This is a genomic window from Tolypothrix bouteillei VB521301 (genome assembly GCF_000760695.4).
GTDB classification, from domain to species: domain Bacteria; phylum Cyanobacteriota; class Cyanobacteriia; order Cyanobacteriales; family Nostocaceae; genus Scytonema; species Scytonema bouteillei_A.
The window spans coordinates 4,096,735-4,115,692 of record NZ_JHEG04000001.1 but is presented as its reverse complement, the minus strand read 5'-3'; the positions used below and the strand labels follow the sequence as shown (position 1 = coordinate 4,115,692).

13 protein-coding genes and 1 pseudogene are annotated in these 18,958 nt (G+C 42.8%); 8 read left to right on the top strand and 6 right to left on the bottom strand.

What is annotated here, in order from left to right; genetic code table 11:
• Positions 1-15: 15 nt before the first annotated feature.
• The 4 genes from HC643_RS16355 (at position 16) to HC643_RS16340 (ending at position 5,759) form a co-directional block, all read left to right on the top strand.
• Positions 16-1,983 (top strand): Hsp70 family protein, encoded by a 1,968-nt coding sequence (locus tag HC643_RS16355; protein ID WP_038092636.1) that lies wholly within the window; start codon positions 16-18, stop codon positions 1,981-1,983.
• 149 nt (positions 1,984-2,132) lie between these two features.
• On the top strand, positions 2,133-4,583 hold the full coding sequence (gene pheT, locus HC643_RS16350; RefSeq protein ID WP_038092639.1) for a phenylalanine--tRNA ligase subunit beta: 2,451 nt from the start codon (positions 2,133-2,135) through the stop codon (positions 4,581-4,583).
• Between the two features lie 108 nt (positions 4,584-4,691).
• The gene (locus HC643_RS16345; protein WP_038092641.1) at positions 4,692-4,961 is read left to right on the top strand and encodes a YciI family protein; all 270 of its coding nucleotides are present in this window, start codon (positions 4,692-4,694) and stop codon (positions 4,959-4,961) included.
• A 396-nt stretch (positions 4,962-5,357) separates the two neighbouring features.
• Positions 5,358-5,759, top strand: a complete 402-nt coding sequence (locus HC643_RS16340; RefSeq protein ID WP_038092645.1) for a hypothetical protein — start codon at positions 5,358-5,360, stop codon at positions 5,757-5,759.
• 408 nt (positions 5,760-6,167) lie between these two features.
• Here HC643_RS16340 and HC643_RS16335 read toward each other — a convergent pair whose 3' ends face one another.
• The 5 genes from HC643_RS16335 to HC643_RS16315 form a co-directional block, all read right to left on the bottom strand.
• Positions 6,168-7,199, bottom strand: a complete 1,032-nt coding sequence (locus HC643_RS16335) for a WD40 repeat domain-containing protein (protein WP_082051715.1) — start codon at positions 7,197-7,199, stop codon at positions 6,168-6,170.
• 99 nt (positions 7,200-7,298) lie between these two features.
• A complete protein-coding gene (locus tag HC643_RS16330) occupies positions 7,299-7,883 on the bottom strand; it encodes a ferric reductase-like transmembrane domain-containing protein (protein WP_137986306.1) in 585 nt (194 codons plus the stop codon).
• A 1,097-nt stretch (positions 7,884-8,980) separates the two neighbouring features.
• Complete coding sequence (locus HC643_RS16325) at positions 8,981-10,348, bottom strand: IS4 family transposase (protein WP_038082873.1); 1,368 nt, start codon at positions 10,346-10,348, stop codon at positions 8,981-8,983.
• A gap of 1,271 nt (positions 10,349-11,619) precedes the next feature.
• Positions 11,620-12,441: a cobalt-precorrin-6A reductase gene (locus HC643_RS16320; protein WP_050045862.1), complete on the bottom strand. Its 822-nt coding sequence runs from the start codon at positions 12,439-12,441 to the stop codon at positions 11,620-11,622.
• An 8-nt stretch (positions 12,442-12,449) separates the two neighbouring features.
• Positions 12,450-12,638 carry a hypothetical protein gene (locus HC643_RS16315; protein ID WP_050045861.1) on the bottom strand — a complete coding sequence of 63 codons (189 nt, stop codon included), beginning with the start codon at positions 12,636-12,638 and terminating at the stop codon, positions 12,450-12,452.
• A 362-nt stretch (positions 12,639-13,000) separates the two neighbouring features.
• Here HC643_RS16315 and HC643_RS16310 point away from each other — a divergent pair, with 362 nt between their 5' ends.
• Together HC643_RS16310 and HC643_RS16305 are read left to right on the top strand one after the other, a co-directional pair.
• Positions 13,001-15,529: a mannose-1-phosphate guanyltransferase gene (locus HC643_RS16310; protein ID WP_038082871.1), complete on the top strand. Its 2,529-nt coding sequence runs from the start codon at positions 13,001-13,003 to the stop codon at positions 15,527-15,529.
• Positions 15,530-15,608: 79 nt separating this feature from the next.
• Positions 15,609-16,179: pseudogene (locus HC643_RS16305) on the top strand (Uma2 family endonuclease).
• 50 nt (positions 16,180-16,229) lie between these two features.
• Here HC643_RS16305 and HC643_RS16300 read toward each other — a convergent pair.
• Entirely contained in the window at positions 16,230-17,558 is a 1,329-nt protein-coding gene (locus tag HC643_RS16300; protein WP_050045860.1) for an ABC transporter ATP-binding protein, read from the bottom strand.
• Between the two features lie 143 nt (positions 17,559-17,701).
• Here HC643_RS16300 and HC643_RS16295 point away from each other — a divergent pair, with 143 nt between their 5' ends.
• Together HC643_RS16295 and HC643_RS16290 are read left to right on the top strand one after the other, a co-directional pair.
• On the top strand, positions 17,702-17,932 hold the full coding sequence (locus HC643_RS16295) for a hypothetical protein (RefSeq protein WP_050045859.1): 231 nt from the start codon (positions 17,702-17,704) through the stop codon (positions 17,930-17,932).
• 215 nt (positions 17,933-18,147) lie between these two features.
• Positions 18,148-18,690, top strand: a complete 543-nt coding sequence (locus HC643_RS16290; protein WP_038082942.1) for a single-stranded DNA-binding protein — start codon at positions 18,148-18,150, stop codon at positions 18,688-18,690.
• Positions 18,691-18,958: the final 268 nt, after the last annotated feature.

Sequence of the window (18,958 nt, the reverse complement as noted above, 5' to 3'; positions counted from 1 at the left end):
AAATAATAATTTACAATGCACGACTATCAAGAAATTAAAATTATCGGGTTTGATTTAGGACACGGGGAAACAGCACTAACTTGGGTTAGAGCCGATAATTCAGAGTCAGAACCGCAAAGCTTACTCATCAATAATAGAAAAAGCCAAATTACTGCTATCGCCCATCATCCTAATAAAGGGGTGATTATCGGTGAAATGGCGTGTCAAATGTCTGATGCTACTCTCTTTGAAATAGCTTTTAAAACTAGAAAATTTAATGTTATAGAATATAAAAAAAGTCTTCAAGAGTTTGTCAAAGCTATTTACAAACATCTCATTGATACAAAACAAATTCAATTAGATGATATCAATCACTTTTTTATAGGTTGTCCGTCAGGATGGTGGCAAGAAGAAATTGAAACATACAAGAAACTTCTTTCGGAAGAGGGATTGCAAAATATCACAGTCGTGAAAGAGTCACGAGCGGCTTTAATGCACGCCAAAGAAAGTGGCATATTCACTATCAATGAATTGCAAAAGTCAGTATTAATTGTTGATATTGGTTCTTCTACAACAGATTACACTCTTGTGAAAGGAATGTCTGATACTCCCATAGATTTCGGACACGATTTAGGTGCATCTCTGATAGATAAAGAAATTCTCAAGACAAGCCTTAAATGTCACAAGCAATACAGGGAAGGACATGAAGAAATTTTACGACTGGGAGAAGTCCTCAGAGATGAAGAAATTTTACAACTAGAAGAGATTTCACAACTTGAAAGCATGCTCGAGCAAAGCCCATTATACAAAAATCGCTGCGAACTCCGATGCCGAAAAGCGAAAGAAGAATATTTTAATTATGAGGATTCTTATGACAAGAATTTAGTGAATGTCGGGATTGAAGATATTCAAAGAAAATTTAGATTTTTGCCTGTAGTGAATGGCAAAACGATGCAAGCTATCCTCCATGAACCTTTGCCAGCGCTTGGGAATAAAAGTTGGTATGATGCTTTTCACGACCAATTGCAAGAAGTCAAACAAAAATTGGAGCAAATAGGAATTCAACCGAGTTCGATTCTCCTCACAGGGAGTGCTTCTAAAATGGGCTTTATTGTAAAAATATCTCAGGAAGTCTTTCCAAATTTATCTTGCAAGCGAGATGGAGAAGCAGAACTTTCTATTGCCAGAGGATTATCGCGTTGGGGACGAGTTTATGTTCGTACAGAAGGGTTTTTGGAAGAGATCGGTCAATTTCTTGACCGAGAATTGACAGGTATTGTCGGAAATCGCATACCTGCTTTTCTAGAAAAGTTAGCAGAAGACTTAGCAGATGGTTTGGTAGACCAAGTTATTGCTCCTAGTGTAAAATTATGGCGCGATCGCAAAATTTTAACCCTCTCTGCTCTTGAATCAGAAATACAGCAAAAAGCCAAAACTTGGTTAACAGGAAGTGAAGCCAATGACAAAATGGCTGCTAGTTTAGTTCGGTGGCTGTTAGATGTTCAAAACGAGGTGAGAGAAAAAACAGATTCCATTTGTCTCAAGTATGGTTTACCCATTGGGACACTTGGAAATAAAAGCATTGATTTGGGCGATCGCGCTGAAAAAGTCCCGACTTCCATCTCATTTAATGATTTTACAGGGCTTTCGGTCTTTGTCGGTCACCTTGTCGGTATTATCGTCGGAGTTATTTTAGCTGGCTTATTTCATATCCTGTTTTTTACGGGAATTATTGCACCGATTGTTGGAGTCTTAGCTTACTTTGTGGGTGAATCTCTCATTAAAGATACAGACATACCCGCTTGGATACGTAAATTCGTTTCAGACACTAGAATTGATGAACTCGCACGTCAGAAGAAACCGGAGTTACAGCAACAAATTCAACAAACTTTCATACAAGATCCAACAATTTCTGTCAAACTTGGTAAATCCATTGGCGAATGGCTCAAGGAAAGCGTTCAAGAACAAGCCGATAAAGCAAGGTTGTTAATTGCTAATGGCTAATGGTTAATGGCTAATGGTTAATGGCTGATGAAAAACAACAATTAGCAATTAGCAATTAGCAGTTAGCTATTAGCTATTAGCTATTAGCCAAGATTTAGTTTTAGAATAGACTGTGCGTTTATAAACTCATCGAACAGCCCAACACATTCATGCGTATCTCACTTAAATGGTTACAGGAACTCGTCGAATTAAAACTTAGCCCGGAAGAGTTAGCAGAAACACTGACATTAGCTGGGTTTGAAGTAGAAGATATTGAAGATCGCCGAACTTGGGCAAATGGTGTTGTTGTGGGGAGAGTCTTGGAACGTCAACCCCATCCTAACGCTGATAAATTGAGTGTTTGCCAAGTCGATATAGGTAAGGGTGAAAATCTCAATATTGTTTGTGGCGCATCTAACGTCCGAGCAGATATTTACGTACCAGTAGCGACTGTAGGAACTTACCTACCTAACATCGACTTAAAAATTAAACCTGCAAAATTACGCGGTGTCCCATCTGAAGGTATGATTTGTTCTTTGAAGGAACTGGGTTTGCCTAACGATGTGGATGGAATTCACATTTTTGCTCAAGATAACTTACCCTTGGGTAGCGATGTGCGTCCGCTATTAGGTTTAGATGATGTCATTTTAGATGTGACTGCTACTGCTAACCGTGCTGACGCTTTATGTATGGTAGGGATAGCCCGTGAAGTTGCAGCCCTAACTAATGCAAAGCTATCGCTCAGCGAACCTGGTGAAACATCAAGTTCGGAAGGTAAGTTTAATTTATCTCTCCAAATAGCAGATACGCAAGCTTGTCCCGCGTATATCGGGACGAGCGTTGAAAATGTTAAAATTGCAACATCACCTGATTGGTTGCAACAGCGATTGCGTTCTGCTGGAGTACGACCCATAAATAATGTTGTAGATATTACTAACTATGTAATGTTAGAATGGGGACAACCTTTGCACGCTTTTGACCGAGAACGTCTCTTGAGTGTTGCAGGTACGCCGACGCGCCCCGGTACTTCTTTAGAAATTGGCGTCCGTTTTGCCAATGCTGGTGAAACTATTAAAACTCTGGATGGGCAAACTCGCACTCTATCAACTCAAAACTTATTGATTACTGCAGGAGATCGACCTGTTGCGATCGCGGGAGTTATGGGTGGAGAAGACACTGAAGTCCATGATGAAACTCAAAACCTGGTATTGGAAGCTGCACTGTTTGATTCCGTGGCAATTCGCCGTTCTTCTCGCAGCGTGGGTTTGAGAAGTGAGTCTTCCACTAGGTACGAGCGGGGCGTCAACCGCGCTGAATTGGAGATGGCGACACGTCGCGCTTTGTCACTTTTGAGCGAACTGGCTGAAGGTACGATCGCACATCAAGAAATTTCTGACTCCCGCCCCGATCCTTCCACTTGGGTGCGATCGATAGAATTGCGTTTGGACAGAGTAAATCAGGTTCTCGGTCCTACCGATTTGGGGGAAGATACAGGAGAACTACAAAGCCAAGATGTTGAACGTACACTAACAGCACTTGGGTGCAAATTAACTCCTATTGATGAAAATCGGTGGATGGTTTCCGTTCCTCCCTATCGTTACCGTGACCTAGAACGAGAAATTGATTTAATAGAAGAAGTTGCCCGTCTCTACGGATATGATAAGTTCTGCGACACTTTACCAGAAACCGCAGAAGCAGGTTACTTGCCTGTTGATTGGGAACAAACGCGCAAGTTGCGAGCGTCGCTTCGAGCCGCAGGATTGACCGAACTGATGCATTACTCCTTAGTAAAACCTGGGGAAGACAGACAGATTGTTCTGAGCAATCCTTTGTTTGCAGAATATTCGGCGTTGCGAACTGACCTCATAGCTGGATTGATTGATGCATTTCAGTACAATATAGAGCAGGGAAACGGTTCGCTCAATGGCTATGAATTTGGACGGATTTTTTGGCAAGACGAAGATGGGCTGAGGGAAGCAGAGGCGGTTGCTGGTATTCTTGGAGGTGATACAACTTCAAGCAAGTGGGTAACAAGCGGTCGCGAAGAGCCAATGACTTGGTATGAAGCCAAAGGAATTTTAGAAGGTGTATTTCAGCATATGGGGTTGAACGTAGAGTATCAACCCGATCGCAAAGATTCCCGCTTGCACCCAGGGCGAACTGCTTCTTTATGGCTTCGGGGTAATAGATTGGGTGTCTTTGGACAGCTACATCCTCAAGTCCGGAAAGAAAAAGGTTTACCGGATTCTGTCTACGTGTTCCAGTTAGACTTAGGCGTGCTGTTGACTTCTTTAGACGCTGATGAAATTCTCGTACCGCCCTTTAAACCCTACTCCACTTACCCAGCTTCTGACCGAGATATCGCCTTCTTTGCACCCGTGAAGGTATCCGTTGCTGAAATTGAAAAAGCAATTACCAAAGCGGGTAAAGAGTTGTTAGATGGTGTGGAACTCTTTGACGAGTATCGTGGCGAACACGTCCCCGAAGGACAGCGGAGTTTGGCATTCCGCTTGCTCTATAGGGCGAGCGATCGCACTTTGACCGATGCTGAAGTGCAATCCGTTCATAACAAAGTACGCGAAGCTTTGGTTGAAAAATTTGGGGTGACCTTAAGAAGTTAATTGGAATTATTGACCGCAGATGAACACAGATGGACGCTGATATGATGGTTATTATCTGCTTGCATCTGCGTGCATTTGCGGTTGTTAATAATTCTCAAAAAAATAACCATGCCTAAATATGTGATGTGGGGAAGTTACTGCGAAGATGTTCTAGAAAAACGTGCGCCTTACCGCGAAGCACATTTAGAGGGACTCGCAAAGCAAAAAGAATCTGGTGTATTGATTACTATCGGACCTACCAAAGATGTCACCAAAGTTTTTGGTATTTACGAAGCTGAAGACGAAGCCACAGTGCGTCAGTTAGTTGAAGCCGATCCCTATTGGCAAAACGGTATTTGGACTGAGTATACAGTTAAAGAGTGGATTCAAGCTTTCTAAGTGAATAGCAGTGAATTGTTAGTAGCGACTCTTAACAGCTAACTACTAACAATTCACTGCTAAGAATGTGACGATCGCTAAAATGGCATACAACATATGGAATAATTGCAGAAATAATAGTAAGTCAAAAGATATAGTAATTTTAAATAGTTTATAAAAAAACAATTAAGTAGTTTAGAATGCGGTTTACCCTTCAAAAGCCTTATCTGGCAAGCAATACCCACGCTGCGTGTATTTTACAAATCAAAGAAAATTGCTACACATTGGTGCCTTGATGAATGAAAATTACGGCGATCGTGAAAGATTTTTCATGTAAAAACCGTTGATTTTTGTATAGACTGGAGAAGGGGAAAATGAAACTCAAATAATATCGTTCAACGTTTGAGGAGTAAGTCTATGAATTGGATTTTGAAACGTACAGTGCTATCAAGCCTGATGGCAACTGGTTTAATTGGCGCAAGTTTTCTGCCATATCAATCTGCTCTAGCTGACAGAAAAGTGGGACGCGATGCAGCTGTTGGCGCTGGTGTTGGTGCTGTTTCCGGAGCTATTAGAGGTCGTGGTTCCGTAATTAATAATGCTGTTAAGTGTGGTGCTGCTGGTGCTGCTGTTAACGGTGCTAACGGTTTGAGGAGGTCTCCTAAAAACCGCAGTTTGGCTCAAGACGTCGCAGTCGGTGCAGCATCTGGTGTAGCCGTTGGTGCTATCACTCGTCCCGGTAAAGATACCCTTGGAGATGCAGTTGATTGTGGAGCTGCAGGTGCAGTGATTCACATCATCAACAGACGGAAGAAGTAGACAAAGGCTGTGAGTAGCTCTCTCGCGCCAAACTCAAAAACGCTCCCATTCCTTAAAGAAATGGGAGCGCTAACAAAAAATCAATAATCTCAATCTATATTAAAAGCGACCGGGGTCGTTATCAACTGCTTTTGACTTCTCCCCATCCTTTATTGACGGGGATTCATGTGTAAAATTGCACAGACCGAAGGGAGCATCCCAATGAGGAAAAAACGCTGACGATTGGAAATCGCGGCTATACAAACAAAGAGGGCGCTACACAGGCTTCAATCAAGTCCGCTTGCGCTGACTCGGTTCGTATAGCCCCAGAATTCTGTTCTAAGAGCAATGTGCATTCATTGGGATGCTTTCCCGATCGAGAGGGACTTTGTATGACTAACAAGCTATAAAACTGCAACCTATGCCTTTTTAAAGGTTTTCAGACAAGTTCCAAATCTTAATTGTTTCATCTGCACTACCACTTGCAAGAATACGATCGCTTTCTGGATTGAAAGCCACACTCCAAACTGCTTTATCGTGTCCTGATAGAGTTTTTAACAATTGACCGTTTTGTACATTCCAGAGCTTAATTGTCCTGTCATAACCACCACTAGCAATAGATTTTCCATTGGGGCTAAAAGCAACTGACCAAACTGCTCCGTTATGTCCGCTAAGAGTATTTAACAATTGTCCGTTATCCATATTCCATAGTTTAATTTTTCCTTCATAGTCGCTACTAGCAAGAATTTTTTCATCAGGACTAAAACTCAAAGATGAAATTGCTTTTTCATGTGCGGCTAAGGGAAGTTTTAACTGACCATTAACAAGATTCCAAATAAAAATTTTTCCGTCTTCAGTACCACTGGCGACAAGTTGCCTTTGTGTATCAATCGCAACTGTTTGTACTGGGTATTTGTGTTTTAACGTGCGAATTAATTTACCAGTTTTCAAATCCCATAATTTAACTGTTCTATCCCAACTACCGGATGCTAAGGTTTTCATATCCGAGCTAATAGCAACCGAATCAATATTGTCTGAATGTCCAGTCAATGTACGAATTAATTTGCCGTTTTCGAGATTCCACAATTTAATTCGGTTATCCCAACTACCACTGGCGAGAATACGTCCGTTGGAACCGATCGCAAGAGATTTTACCGCGTCACCATGACCGTCACTTGTATGACCTTGGATGCTATAAAGTAATTTGCCAGCTTGTTGATTCCAAACCTTAATAGTACCGTCATAACTACCAGAAGCTAAAGTTTTGCCATCTGGACTCATTGCGATCGCATAAACCCAATACGAATGCCCTTTAAGAGTCTTATAATCTTGAGAAGCTGGTACGCACATTTCCAGCTTTGATTGAGAAAGCGATTTAGACCAACTAAATCCCAAAACACCTATGATAGCTGTAATTGCAAGTGCAACTGACACTTTCTTAGGAATTAATTTTGGTAGCATACAAAAGTTCTCCCATATTTAAAGTAAAAAATTTGTAACATCCATTTATATATTGCTTGCACTCTTATTTTTGTTACCAAAAAATTAACCGCTCGCGAGTCACCGATGGTTGGTCACTTTACTTTTACTTGCTGGTAACATAGGAACTGCGTTTTTTTTCTGTTGTTTTTGTTTTCCACAGAAGTATTGAATCCAGTAATGCTTGTAGAGAAATAAAACTGTGACTCCCGATATTGCTATCAGTTCAATAGGCGTTAAATACGTCCAATGATATGACATTTTGTCCCAAATATGCCAAATAATTAGAAACATGGCAAAATAGGTAAGTTGATGTAATATCTTCCAATTTTTCTTAAGCTTCTTAATACTCCAATCGTTTGAGGTAATTGTTAATAAGGCAAAAATTATGAAAGTGGATATCCCCTGTAAATAAATCCAAAATGTTTTTAAATCGAACAGATCGATATTTCTTTGTTTGATTAATGGCAAACCATGAAACACAGTAAAAACGAAAGCTAAAATGCCAATCGAGCGCCGATGCTTAAGAAGCACTTGAGGAATTCCAGTCTCCTTTGTCTGAGGAAACACGATTCTCAGAATTGTGGGAAGTAGTGTGAGAATATAGCAAGTTAATGCCAAGAAACCTAAAATATTAGCCTGTAAAGGCATATCCATTGTTAACATGGTAAATCTCCCAATCATTTCATTGACGAAGACAGCCCCGATAAATCATGGAAAAACCCTTACCAACCCTCTCTCCCAATTAAAGAGCTACGGTGGTGTACAGATCTCTAGAAAAGAGATAAAACATCGTGAAAAGGGAGAATTGGAATGAAGTTCCCCCTTTTTTAAGCTATCCATTACCCGCATCTTTCTTAACAATCGCAAAACTCGGATGAAGAAAGGGTTTGAGGAGAAATACGGACTCTAGGGGTTGACAAAAATCAAATGATGTAGAGTAGGGGAGATGGAAGTGGTGGTCTGATGGCGGATGTGGATAGCCATGCTTGTTAAAGATCACTCGAGTGGCGAGGGAAAAATTTGTGGAAGGAATTGCGACAGAGAACCTTTCAGGGGCAGTGGATAAGCAAAGGAAAAGTCTACAATGGTGAAAATGTAAGGAGAATAAGTTCTAAAAATATTCGACAACAAATACTTGAGTAAAAAGAAGTTAGTGAGGTGCGAAAGTCATTTTTAGATGGGGTTTGCAGCAGGTTGTATGAGTACGGCAATCATCGCCAGAACACTACTGTTTCAAAAACGATAAAACAGGTATCAGATTCAATCTGTTGCAGAGCGGCGCGAGGGGGCTAAGCCGCCCCCTCAGGACTCCCCGGCGTGCCAGTTTCAAATGACCATACAAAAACTACTACTGATGCCTCAAAGGGTACAAATGGTCATCTTCAACTGGCTGAATCAAAAATCATGAATTCTGCGAGATTGGCAAAACTTGTGGAATTTTGTTGTTGATAGCACTTCAGGTGTTAGCCTGAAGTGCTGAAAGAAGCTAGTAGATGCAGCATCGCTTTGCTCTGTTCATTGGAGAATACTTGCTCGTGACCAACATAGAGTGAGCGAATGTTCAAGGGTTTAAGACCCAAATGGCACGCAAGGGAAAAGCACACCGCAGATGGAAGAATCAGAAAAATGGGATGAAGTTTGAAGTCCGTTAACAGTTGCCACCCGGATTTTTGGCATTTCTTCAACTGTATTGATAGCAGGGATAAACAGAAGATAGATGCCCTCTGTTCTCTGCCTGCTACCGTCAAAAATCTTAATTGTTAAGTAGCACAATGGTTTTTCAGTAATTTCCAGGTAGCAGCAATATCATGTAATCTTTTTAAACCACGCCAAATTGTCTTTAAACCCGGTTCTCCGTCACGAGTTCGTCCTAAAAAACCTCCCAGTTTAGCAATCATTCTCACAGCTTCATTAAGAGAGGGTGGTGTTTGTGGAGGATGAGGATTTTGCGAAATAGTCACACATAATGATTGCCATTCATGGGTTTCTAAAACTGTATCGCACGGAGTCTGTGGGTGCATTCGCGCTTCATAAGTTAACCAGAGTAAACGCCATGCCACAATTGAATAAGTTGCTAGTGCCATGTGGATGCGACGCCCAGTTTCTAACTGTAATTTTTCGATTCCACAGCCACTCTTTAATGCATAGTGGTAGCGTTCAATTAACCATCGATACGTATACCAACGCACACACCGGGCCGCATCTTCTAAACTCTTAATCTCAAGACTCGTTAATAATAACCAACTAATGGGACTAACGCCTTCTGGAGGATTCTCTTCTCTGGCTAAAATCACTTGTAACTTCACAGGATTTAGCTGCTTTCTTCTGATATGATTCGATGGCACTGCTATGTCCAATGTGGCAAATCGAATAGTGAGATGGGCGATTCTCCAATGCTGTTGTGGTGAGCGGTTCACCTCCACCTTCAGCTCCCCACGTGCAGGTGTTGCATTGATGGCTTCATGTAAATACTTGGCATTGTGGTCTACTTTTCGGTTGTGAGTTCCACGAATCAATAAATGAAAATTTTGGGCTCGTTCTTGATTGAATAAATCAAATATGTCTGCCTCTGAATCCGCTACCGTCACCACAATTTTCTCTGGGGGAATTAACTGATGTATAGCTTGTTCTGTATCTAACCAACGTTGACTTTCTTTTTCTGCTGTTTCTCTTTGATGCCGTTTTTTAGATATGCCTAAATTTTCCAGTTCTCTAGTCCACACATGTTGATGAATAATTCCTAATGGCACTCCATCTATTGAAGCCACCAAACTGGAGTGGACTTTTAATCCAAAACTTGTTGCACAGTCCAGATATCCCAAACCTGTCGTTTGAGGATGGTGTGTTAAATCGATATTCGTTGTATCTTGAATTGCCAGTAGGATTTGATGTGATTCTATTCTTTTAATTGTACTCGTTTGATGCGCTTGCCGAATATCATCTGGCTGGAAATAGGGCGACTTCCAAAAATCATACGCGGCTGTTGTTGCTGCTATATCTCCACACGCTTGTGGTACACTTTCTCCGGGTTGAGAAGCTAAATCTTCCACCATTTTTCTCAATCGTTTTTCCCGTCTTCTATCTCCCAAATCCAGACTCTCGAGTTCCTTTTCTGCCCACTGATACATTGACACTTACCTCTTGTTTTCAAGCACTCGCCAATATCCTCTTTCTACATGGTGATCTAACAGACACCGGGCGTCGAGACAAACCAAAGCGCAGAGTCTCGCCCCCAAGCGGTTTATACCGCCAATTTCTCTTGCGTTGACAACGCTTGTTGAGGTTCGATCCTCATCTGTGATCTCACAGCCTCAGACTGTCCCCTAGTCTCCGCATCTGTTGCTTCATTCACCGTTACTGCTGAGCGTCTGAATGATTTTTTCCATCATAATTATACTATCTGCACAGATCTTCAACTCCCATTGGACACCCTCTGTGTCACAATCGCTGTTGAAACTGTTGCGCCAGTCTTGGGCTAGCTCGAAGTGCAGTCTTTTCAATTTCTTGACGACATTCAAGCTCAGTGCTCAAAATCTGGCAGAATTCATGATTTTTGATTCAGCCAGTTGAAGATGACCATTTGTACCCTTTGAGGCATCAGTAGTAGTTTTTGTATGGTCATTTGAAACTGGCACGCCGGGGAGTCCTGAGGGGGCGGCTTAGCCCCCTCGCGCCGCTCTGCAACAGATTGAATCTGATACCTGTTTTATCGTTTTTGAAACAGTAGTGTTCTGGCGATGATTGCCGTACTCATACAACCTGCTGCAAACCCCATCTAAAAATGACTTTCGCACCTCACTAACTTCTTTTTACTCAAGTATTTGTTGTCGAATATTTTTAGAACTTATTCTCCTTACATTTTCACCATTGTAGACTTTTCCTTTGCTTATCCACTGCCCCTGAAAGGTTCTCTGTCGCAATTCCTTCCACAAATTTTTCCCTCGCCACTCGAGTGATCTTTAACAAGCATGGCTATCCACATCCGCCATCAGACCACCACTTCCATCTCCCCTACTCTACATCATTTGATTTTTGTCAACCCCTAGAGTCCGTATTTCTCCTCAAACCCTTTCTTCATCCGAGTTTTGCGATTGTTAAGAAAGATGCGGGTAATGGATAGCTTTTTTAAGGGGGGTTAGGGAGGATCGAAACCGCAAGAATACACTTTAGAAGACTTGGTGTACACCCTAGCCCAATTAAAGAGAGGGCTTTAGCCCTTCTGAACTTGGTATGCGTTTCCTTCCTCTTACTAATAGGTGTCAGTAAAATCTCTTTATGCACTTATGGAATATAGCGCTCCTAATTTGAGTCCGAAGCAGGGGGACAAGGGAGAGAGTTACGATGTCCAATGACAACATTGAACTTCATAACTCGCTACGACTCCCTTGTCCGTCTGAAATTACCGATTCTTTCCCACTCTTTTCTCTGTGTCTTCTGCGTTTGTGCGATTCCAAATATATCTTTCACAAAACCCCAAAACCACCAAAAAATCACTTGTTTGTTGTGGATAAACAACCTCCGGGCGAGAAACCAATACCAGCTTTACACCCAATTCCCCTGCTACCTGGCGCTTCACATCCTCCCCCCCAGGGGAGCCCGAAGCCTTACTCACAACCAAAGAAATATCCCATTGTCGCCACAAAGCTATTTCCAAATCCGCAGCTATTGGAGGACGCAAACAAATCAAGCGATCGCTGGTAAACCCAGCTTGAAACGCAGCTTCCAAAGCCACAGCAGATGGAAGCAATCGCGCAAACAAAGTCGCTCGCTTTTGCCAAGGTAAAAACAGGTGCAATGGTTTATACCCCACAGTCAACAGCACTCGTTGATTCTCTAAATAATTTCCACTTAGCAGCGTATCAAAACCATCAACACAAACAACTCCCCCCTTCGCCCCTTCTCCCTCTTCCAACACGGGACGTTCGTAGCGCAAGTAGGGGATTTGCAATTTTTCACAAGTCGCGATCGCTACCTGAGAAATCTCCACAGCAAAAGGGTGCGACGCATCAATCACAACAACAATTTGCTGTTCCCGCAAAAACTCATTTAAACTCTCTGCAATCAATCGCCCCACCCAAACCCGTATCATAGGGCTATCTGGGTAGAGCGATCGCGCTGACTCTGTTGTTACAGAAACAGTACAAGGAATTTGGGAATGGCAGAGAAGAACTGCTAAAGAAGCACTCTCTTGAGTTCCGCCGATCAACCACACGCGTTCCACAGAGACGCTTAACCTTTTAACGCCTTTCTAAAGTTTTGACGGTAGGACTTACTTGTACTAAATAAAATAGGCCACATTAAAGCCAAACTCAGACGATTGGGAAAAGAGCGTTGAAAGTTAGTGCGCTCGAAGCCACTCCAAAACTTCCACAGACCTAGCCCGTAACCTACTATCAATATCAAACTGACTAATTCCATTTATACAACTCCATTGAACTCTATCTTAAAAAAGTCCATTTCTTTAAGTATAGGTCTAACAAATCTACAACTCAGTTATGCGATCGAATACACCACTCTTATTAATGGCATACCGATCTTTTATACCAAGACTGGAAAGCGATCGCCATACCCTTTAACCTTTAGAAACAAAGTTAATCGATTGAATTCCGTATATCTTGATTTTGTACTAACAAACAAGCTAGTGTGACGGGTAGTTATCCCTATTTCCGATTGGATGCATCTTGCGAAAGTTCCCTAAACTTAGAGATACATAAGATAAATAAAGAAATTATCTTGTGGGTGTTGAGGTAGCAAGTCGTGCAAACAGCTAAGGAGGATTTATGCGTGCAGTTCTGATGGCAGGGGGTTCTGGAACACGGCTTCGTCCGCTTACCTGCGACCTACCCAAACCAATGGTTCCCATACTCAATCGACCCATTGCCGAACACATCATTAATCTTTTAAAACGGCATCAAATCACAGAAGTTGTTGCCACACTCCACTATTTACCTGATGTTCTGCGAGACTACTTCCAAGACGGTAGCGACTTTGGCGTACAAATGACCTATGCCGTAGAAGAAGACCAGCCTTTAGGGACTGCAGGCTGTGTAAAAAACATTGCCGAACTTCTTGATGACACTTTTTTAGTCATTAGCGGAGATAGTATAACAGATTTTGACTTAACAGCAGCCATTGAATTTCACAAACAACAGAAATCAAAAGCAACTTTGATTTTGACCCGCGTTCCCAATCCTATTGAGTTTGGGGTAGTGATTACCGATGACCAAGGACGAATTCGACGATTTTTAGAAAAGCCTTCTACCAGTGAAATTTTTTCCGATACTGTTAATACGGGTACGTATATTTTAGAACCGGAAGTTTTAGAATACTTACCAGCGAACCAGGAAAGTGACTTCTCAAAAGAGTTGTTCCCGTTGCTACTTGAGAAGAATGAGCCAATGTTTGGTTATGTTGCTCAAGGTTACTGGTGTGATGTCGGTCACTTAGATGCTTATCGTGAGGCTCAGTACGATGCATTATACGGCAAAGTTAAACTAGACTTTGCTTATAAGGAAGCTTCTCCTGGAATTTGGATCGGTCAGAATACTTACATTGAACCCACAGCACAGATTGAAGCTCCCTCCGTTATCGGAGACAATTGCCGAATTGGAGCGCGAGTTGTTATCGAATCGGGAACTGTCCTTGGCGATAACGTTACTGTTGGTTCTGACGCCAATCTCAAACGCCCTATCATCTGGAATGGAGGCATTATTGGTGAAGAAGCACACCTATCAGCAAGTGTCATTTGCCGTGGTGCGCGTGTAGACCGTCGCGCCCATGTTTTGGAAGGCGCTATAGTTGGTTCGCTTTCAACAGTGGGAGAAGAAGCTCAAATCAGCCCCTTTGTAAGAGTTTGGCCCAGCAAAAAAATAGATTCAGGAGCAATCCTCAACATTAACCTGATTTGGGGAAATACAGCCCAACGCAATTTATTTGGGCAACGTGGAGTCCAAGGTTTGGCAAATATCGACACCACGCCAGAATTTGCCGTTAAGTTAGGAGCCGCTTACGGTTCTATCTTAAAACCAGGCTCTCGGGTGACAGTTTCTCGCGACCAACGCAACATTTCTCGCATGGTCACCAGGTCATTAATTGCGGGTTTGATGTCCGTCGGTGTTGATATTCAAAACCTAGATGCAACAGCCATTCCCATTACTCGCACGGTCATACCGACTATGTCGGTCGCAGGCGGTATTCACGTGCGGGTACATCCAGACCGCCCGGATTACATCCTGATTGAATTCATGGATGCTAAGGGAATTAACATCTCCAAAGCCTTGGAAAAGAAAATTGAGGGGGCTTATTTCAAAGAAGATATGCGGCGATCGCAGATTCATGAAATTGGCGACGTTGCTTACCCCAGCCAAGTTATGGATCGCTACTGCACGGCTTTTGAAAAATTGCTACACGTTGACACAATTCGTAACAGCCGAGCCAAAGTTGTCATCGACTACGTTTACTCGGTTTCAGGAGCCGTTTTGCCGCAGATGTTAGACAATTTTGGGGCTGATGCAGTCGTGCTCAATGCCAGTCTCAATAAAAATGCCATGTCAGCCACTGACCGCGAAACCCTCCTAACCCAGTTAGGGCACGTTGTAGAAGCATTAAAGGCTAACTTTGGCGTCCAAGTTTCAGCCAATGGAGAGCAACTGATTTTAGTTGACGAAGCAGGGATGCCCATTCGTGGTGAAATGCTGACAGCCCTCATGGTAGACATGATATTAACCGCGCAACCAAGAGGAACAGTTGTTGTACCAGTTCACGCTTCCAGTGCTGTAGAGCAAATTGCCCGCCGTCATGATGGTAGAGTGATTCGTACAAAGGCAAACCCCACAGCCTTAATGGAAGCATGTCAGAAAAATTCCAATGTGGTTTTGGGAGGTAGTGGCGATACAGGCTTTATTTTCCCCCACCTGCATCCCGGTTTTGACGCCATGTTCTGCATTGCCAAACTTATTGAAATGCTGACCATACAAGAGCGTTCTCTAACCACCGTCCGTACTGAATTACCACGAGTCATTCACAGAACGTACACGGTGCGTTGTCCGTGGACAGCAAAAGGAGCATTGATGCGCCACCTAGTAGAAACTCACCCAGCCCAAAATCTCGAATTGATTGATGGAGTGAAAATCTGTCAACCCTACGATGATAGTTGGGTATTGGTCTTACCAGATGCCAGCGAACCAATAGTACATTTGTATGCAAACAGCAACGATCGCGATTGGGTCGATGATTCTCTCAGGCAATACCGCGCTCGCGTACAAGCCTTTGTAGAAAGAGAGCAAGAAACTGTTGCGGCTGAAGTGTAAGAATGTTAGTAGATAGTGGTTAGAAGTCATTTGTCATTACCACTAACCACTAACTACTATCTACTCACCAATAACACTTATGTATACAACTTCTAAACTACCTCCTTTAGAAAGTGGCGATCGCTTAACGCGCTATGAGTTCGAGTAGCGCTACGCTGGAATGCCTCATATCAAGAAAGCTGAATTAGTCGAAGGAGTTGTATACGTGGCTTCACCAGTAAGGATTAAAAATCACGGTAGACCTCACGCTCAAATAGTTGGCTGGTTAGTAACATACAGTGCTGCTACACCTGGGGTAGATGTGGGTGACAGATAAGTTGAATGCCTATCGCCGCAATGGTGTACAAGAGTACATTGTCTGGCAAATTTACGAGAATCGTGTAGATTGGTTCGGTCTCGAAGAAGGACGATACATTTATTTAGAACCAGACGCAGATGGAGTCATTCGTTCTCAAATCTTTCCTGGATTGTGGTTAGCAGTTTCAGCTTTGCGAGAAGGGAATTTAGCTGAAGTTTTAGCAGTTCTACAGCAAGGATTGCAAACACTAGCACATGAAGAGTTTGTACATCAGGAATCAAGAAAAGCCGTCCTAGAAGGACGGGGCTTGTATCCCATTCTTTTGGTCAAGAGATTGGGGACTAGAAGTTAGGGAGTAGGGAATGAATCAAGAGAGTACTTTTCCCCAACCCCTAACCCCAATCACAAAAATATCGCCTGCTCTGTTTCTGGGTCAAAAAAGTGAATTTTTTCGGGTGTTAAAGATAACCACAGTTGTTCGCCAAAACGTATAACTCGATCCGACGGAACTCGTACTTGTAACTCATTGGTTGAAAAAGCAGATTTTTGAAAATTGGGGTCGAGCAGTCTTGTAGCAAGATAAGTATCATTGCCCAAATTCTCCACTAACTCCACTTTCACGGGTAAATTTTTGGTTGCGGGTACGCTTAAAATCAGATGTTCCGGACGAATCCCCAACACCAGCGCTCGACCATCATATTTTTGTAACGCCTGACCCCACGCCTCTGGTAGAGTCAGGCGAAAATCTCCATTAGTAATCAGCAGGGGTGCATGAAACTCTACGTGAATAAAATTCATCGGTGGTGAACCAATAAATTCTGCAACAAAGCGGTTAACAGGATAATTGTAAAGTTCTAACGGCGATGCAACTTGCTGGAGCTGTCCTTGATTGAGAACAGCGATGCGATCGCCCATGGTCATGGCTTCTGTCTGGTCGTGGGTCACGTAAATTGTTGTAACACCCAATTGACGTTGTAATTTGACAATTTGAGCGCGAGTTTCCGTGCGGAGTTTTGCGTCTAAGTTAGAAAGAGGTTCGTCCATCAAAAACACTTGAGGATTTCGTGCAATTGCTCGTCCTAGCGCGACTCTTTGCCTTTGTCCTCCAGAAAGTTGCTTGGGTAAACGATTGAGCAAAGCTTCCATTTGCAGTAACTGAGCAACATCACGCACCCGTTTATCCACTGCTCGTTCTTTGTCAGAAATGTATCTTAGCCCTTTCGGTAATTTCTTAGTCATTGCCACGAGAAGATTGGGGAGTAGGGAGTTATTTTCCCCCCCGCTCCCCTTCTCCCCCTTCCCCCCTATCCCCAGAGGGGACCCCGAGTCCCCCCCTTTTCTCCGCCTCAATCCAAAAGCAATGTTGTCATACACTGTCATGTGAGGGTAGAGAGCGTAATTTTGAAATACCATTGCAATGTCTCGCTCTTTCGGTGGGAGATTATTAACTAAGCGATCGCCTACCCAAATATTCCCACCTGTCAGATCTTCCAACCCAGCAATTAACCGCAATAGAGTGCTTTTCCCACAACCAGAAGGTCCTACCAGAACCATAAATTCACCATCTGTCACCGTCAGGTTAATGCGCCGCAGAACCCCAGCATTGTCCGAACTGCGAACAGCATCACTGTTGTTATCTGATTTCGATAGGGATTGGGTGGGCGATGCAATACTTTCCCCTTTACGAGGAGGAAAACTTTTATAAACGTTTTCTAGAACAACTTGCGCCACGAGTTTTTAATACATAGTCAACGGTCAACAGTCAATGGTCAATGAAATTTGAGCTATTGACCAGTGACAGCGCCAATGATACAACGAATTTTTATCAGCCGGGAGATTTTCCCATTCAACAGTTTTGTTTTGAGACTTAGAGAATGCACATTCGCGATCGCTGTCCGGAGTTGGGTGCGCGTTTTGACTTCCATATAGCTCTTGGTGTGAGAGCCATAATTGCACTCTATATGGTACAATCATACTATTCAAGTGTCAAATGCTATGCTAGTCAAGCGAAGGTAGCGAGCAGTTTTAGAGTTGTTTGCGACAATCGCTTGGCTTTTGTGCTAGAAGTGATGCACGACAACCAATTAAAGTCTTTTTTAATTTAAAAATTATCACCAAAATCTCATGCCGATTTTTCCATCCCAACTGTTTCGCTACTGACTATTAGTTAATCTTATGAAAGAGTTCCGTTAGACATCGCCGGAAATGAATCGTGTATTGCGTACAGTCCCGATAAAGACGGATTGTTTAAAGCGTTTTTACACCTTTTTTTGGAAATGTCCTTTAAATTTTGCACTGGTTTTAATTAAGGAGGAATTCCATGAATCTTTGTTTTTTGATGGTAGAAATCATTCAAGAACCACAATTGCGTCATACACCAGATGGATTGGAACTCACCGAAATGGTGGTACAGTTTCCAGGACTGAGAGCAGAAGATCCACCAGCAACCTTAAGAGCAGTGGGCTGGGGTAACTTAGCAAAAGATATTCATCAAAATTATCATCAAGGCGATCGCGTCCTTTTAGAAGGACGCCTCAGTATGAATACCGTACCGCATCAGGAAGGATATAAAGAAAAGCGAGCAGAATTTACAGTACAAAAGATTCACTCTCTAGGAACGGGATTTGACACGAGTTCGTTACCATCTACAAGCAGAACATCATCTCCTACACCTGTGGCGTCCGTACAATCCTCTCCGACTTACAACGCTCCAATATCTACACCAAATTCAGTAACAAACGGATCGAGCGCCCTTCCTCAAAATAGCTTCAACGAACAACCCGTACCCCAAAGTAAAAATTTCGAGCGCAACACTTATTCAGCGCCTGTAGAAGAACAAGATCCAGATGATATTCCTTTTTAGCTAATAGCTAATGGCTAATAGCTAATGGCTAATGGCTAATGGTGAGTCGAGCGCTGTAGGCGGTGAGTCCAGTGCTACAGGCGGGTTTCCCGCCCCCTGGGGACTAGCGAACAAGGGAGGGCTAATGCCTAATTGTGTGTGCTTGGGAGTACTTTAAAAACAACACAAGACGCATTCCCACGCAGAGCATGGGAACGAGGACGTAAGATGATGATTCAAATCACTATTAGCCATCAGCCATTAGCCATTAGCTATTAGCCATCATCCA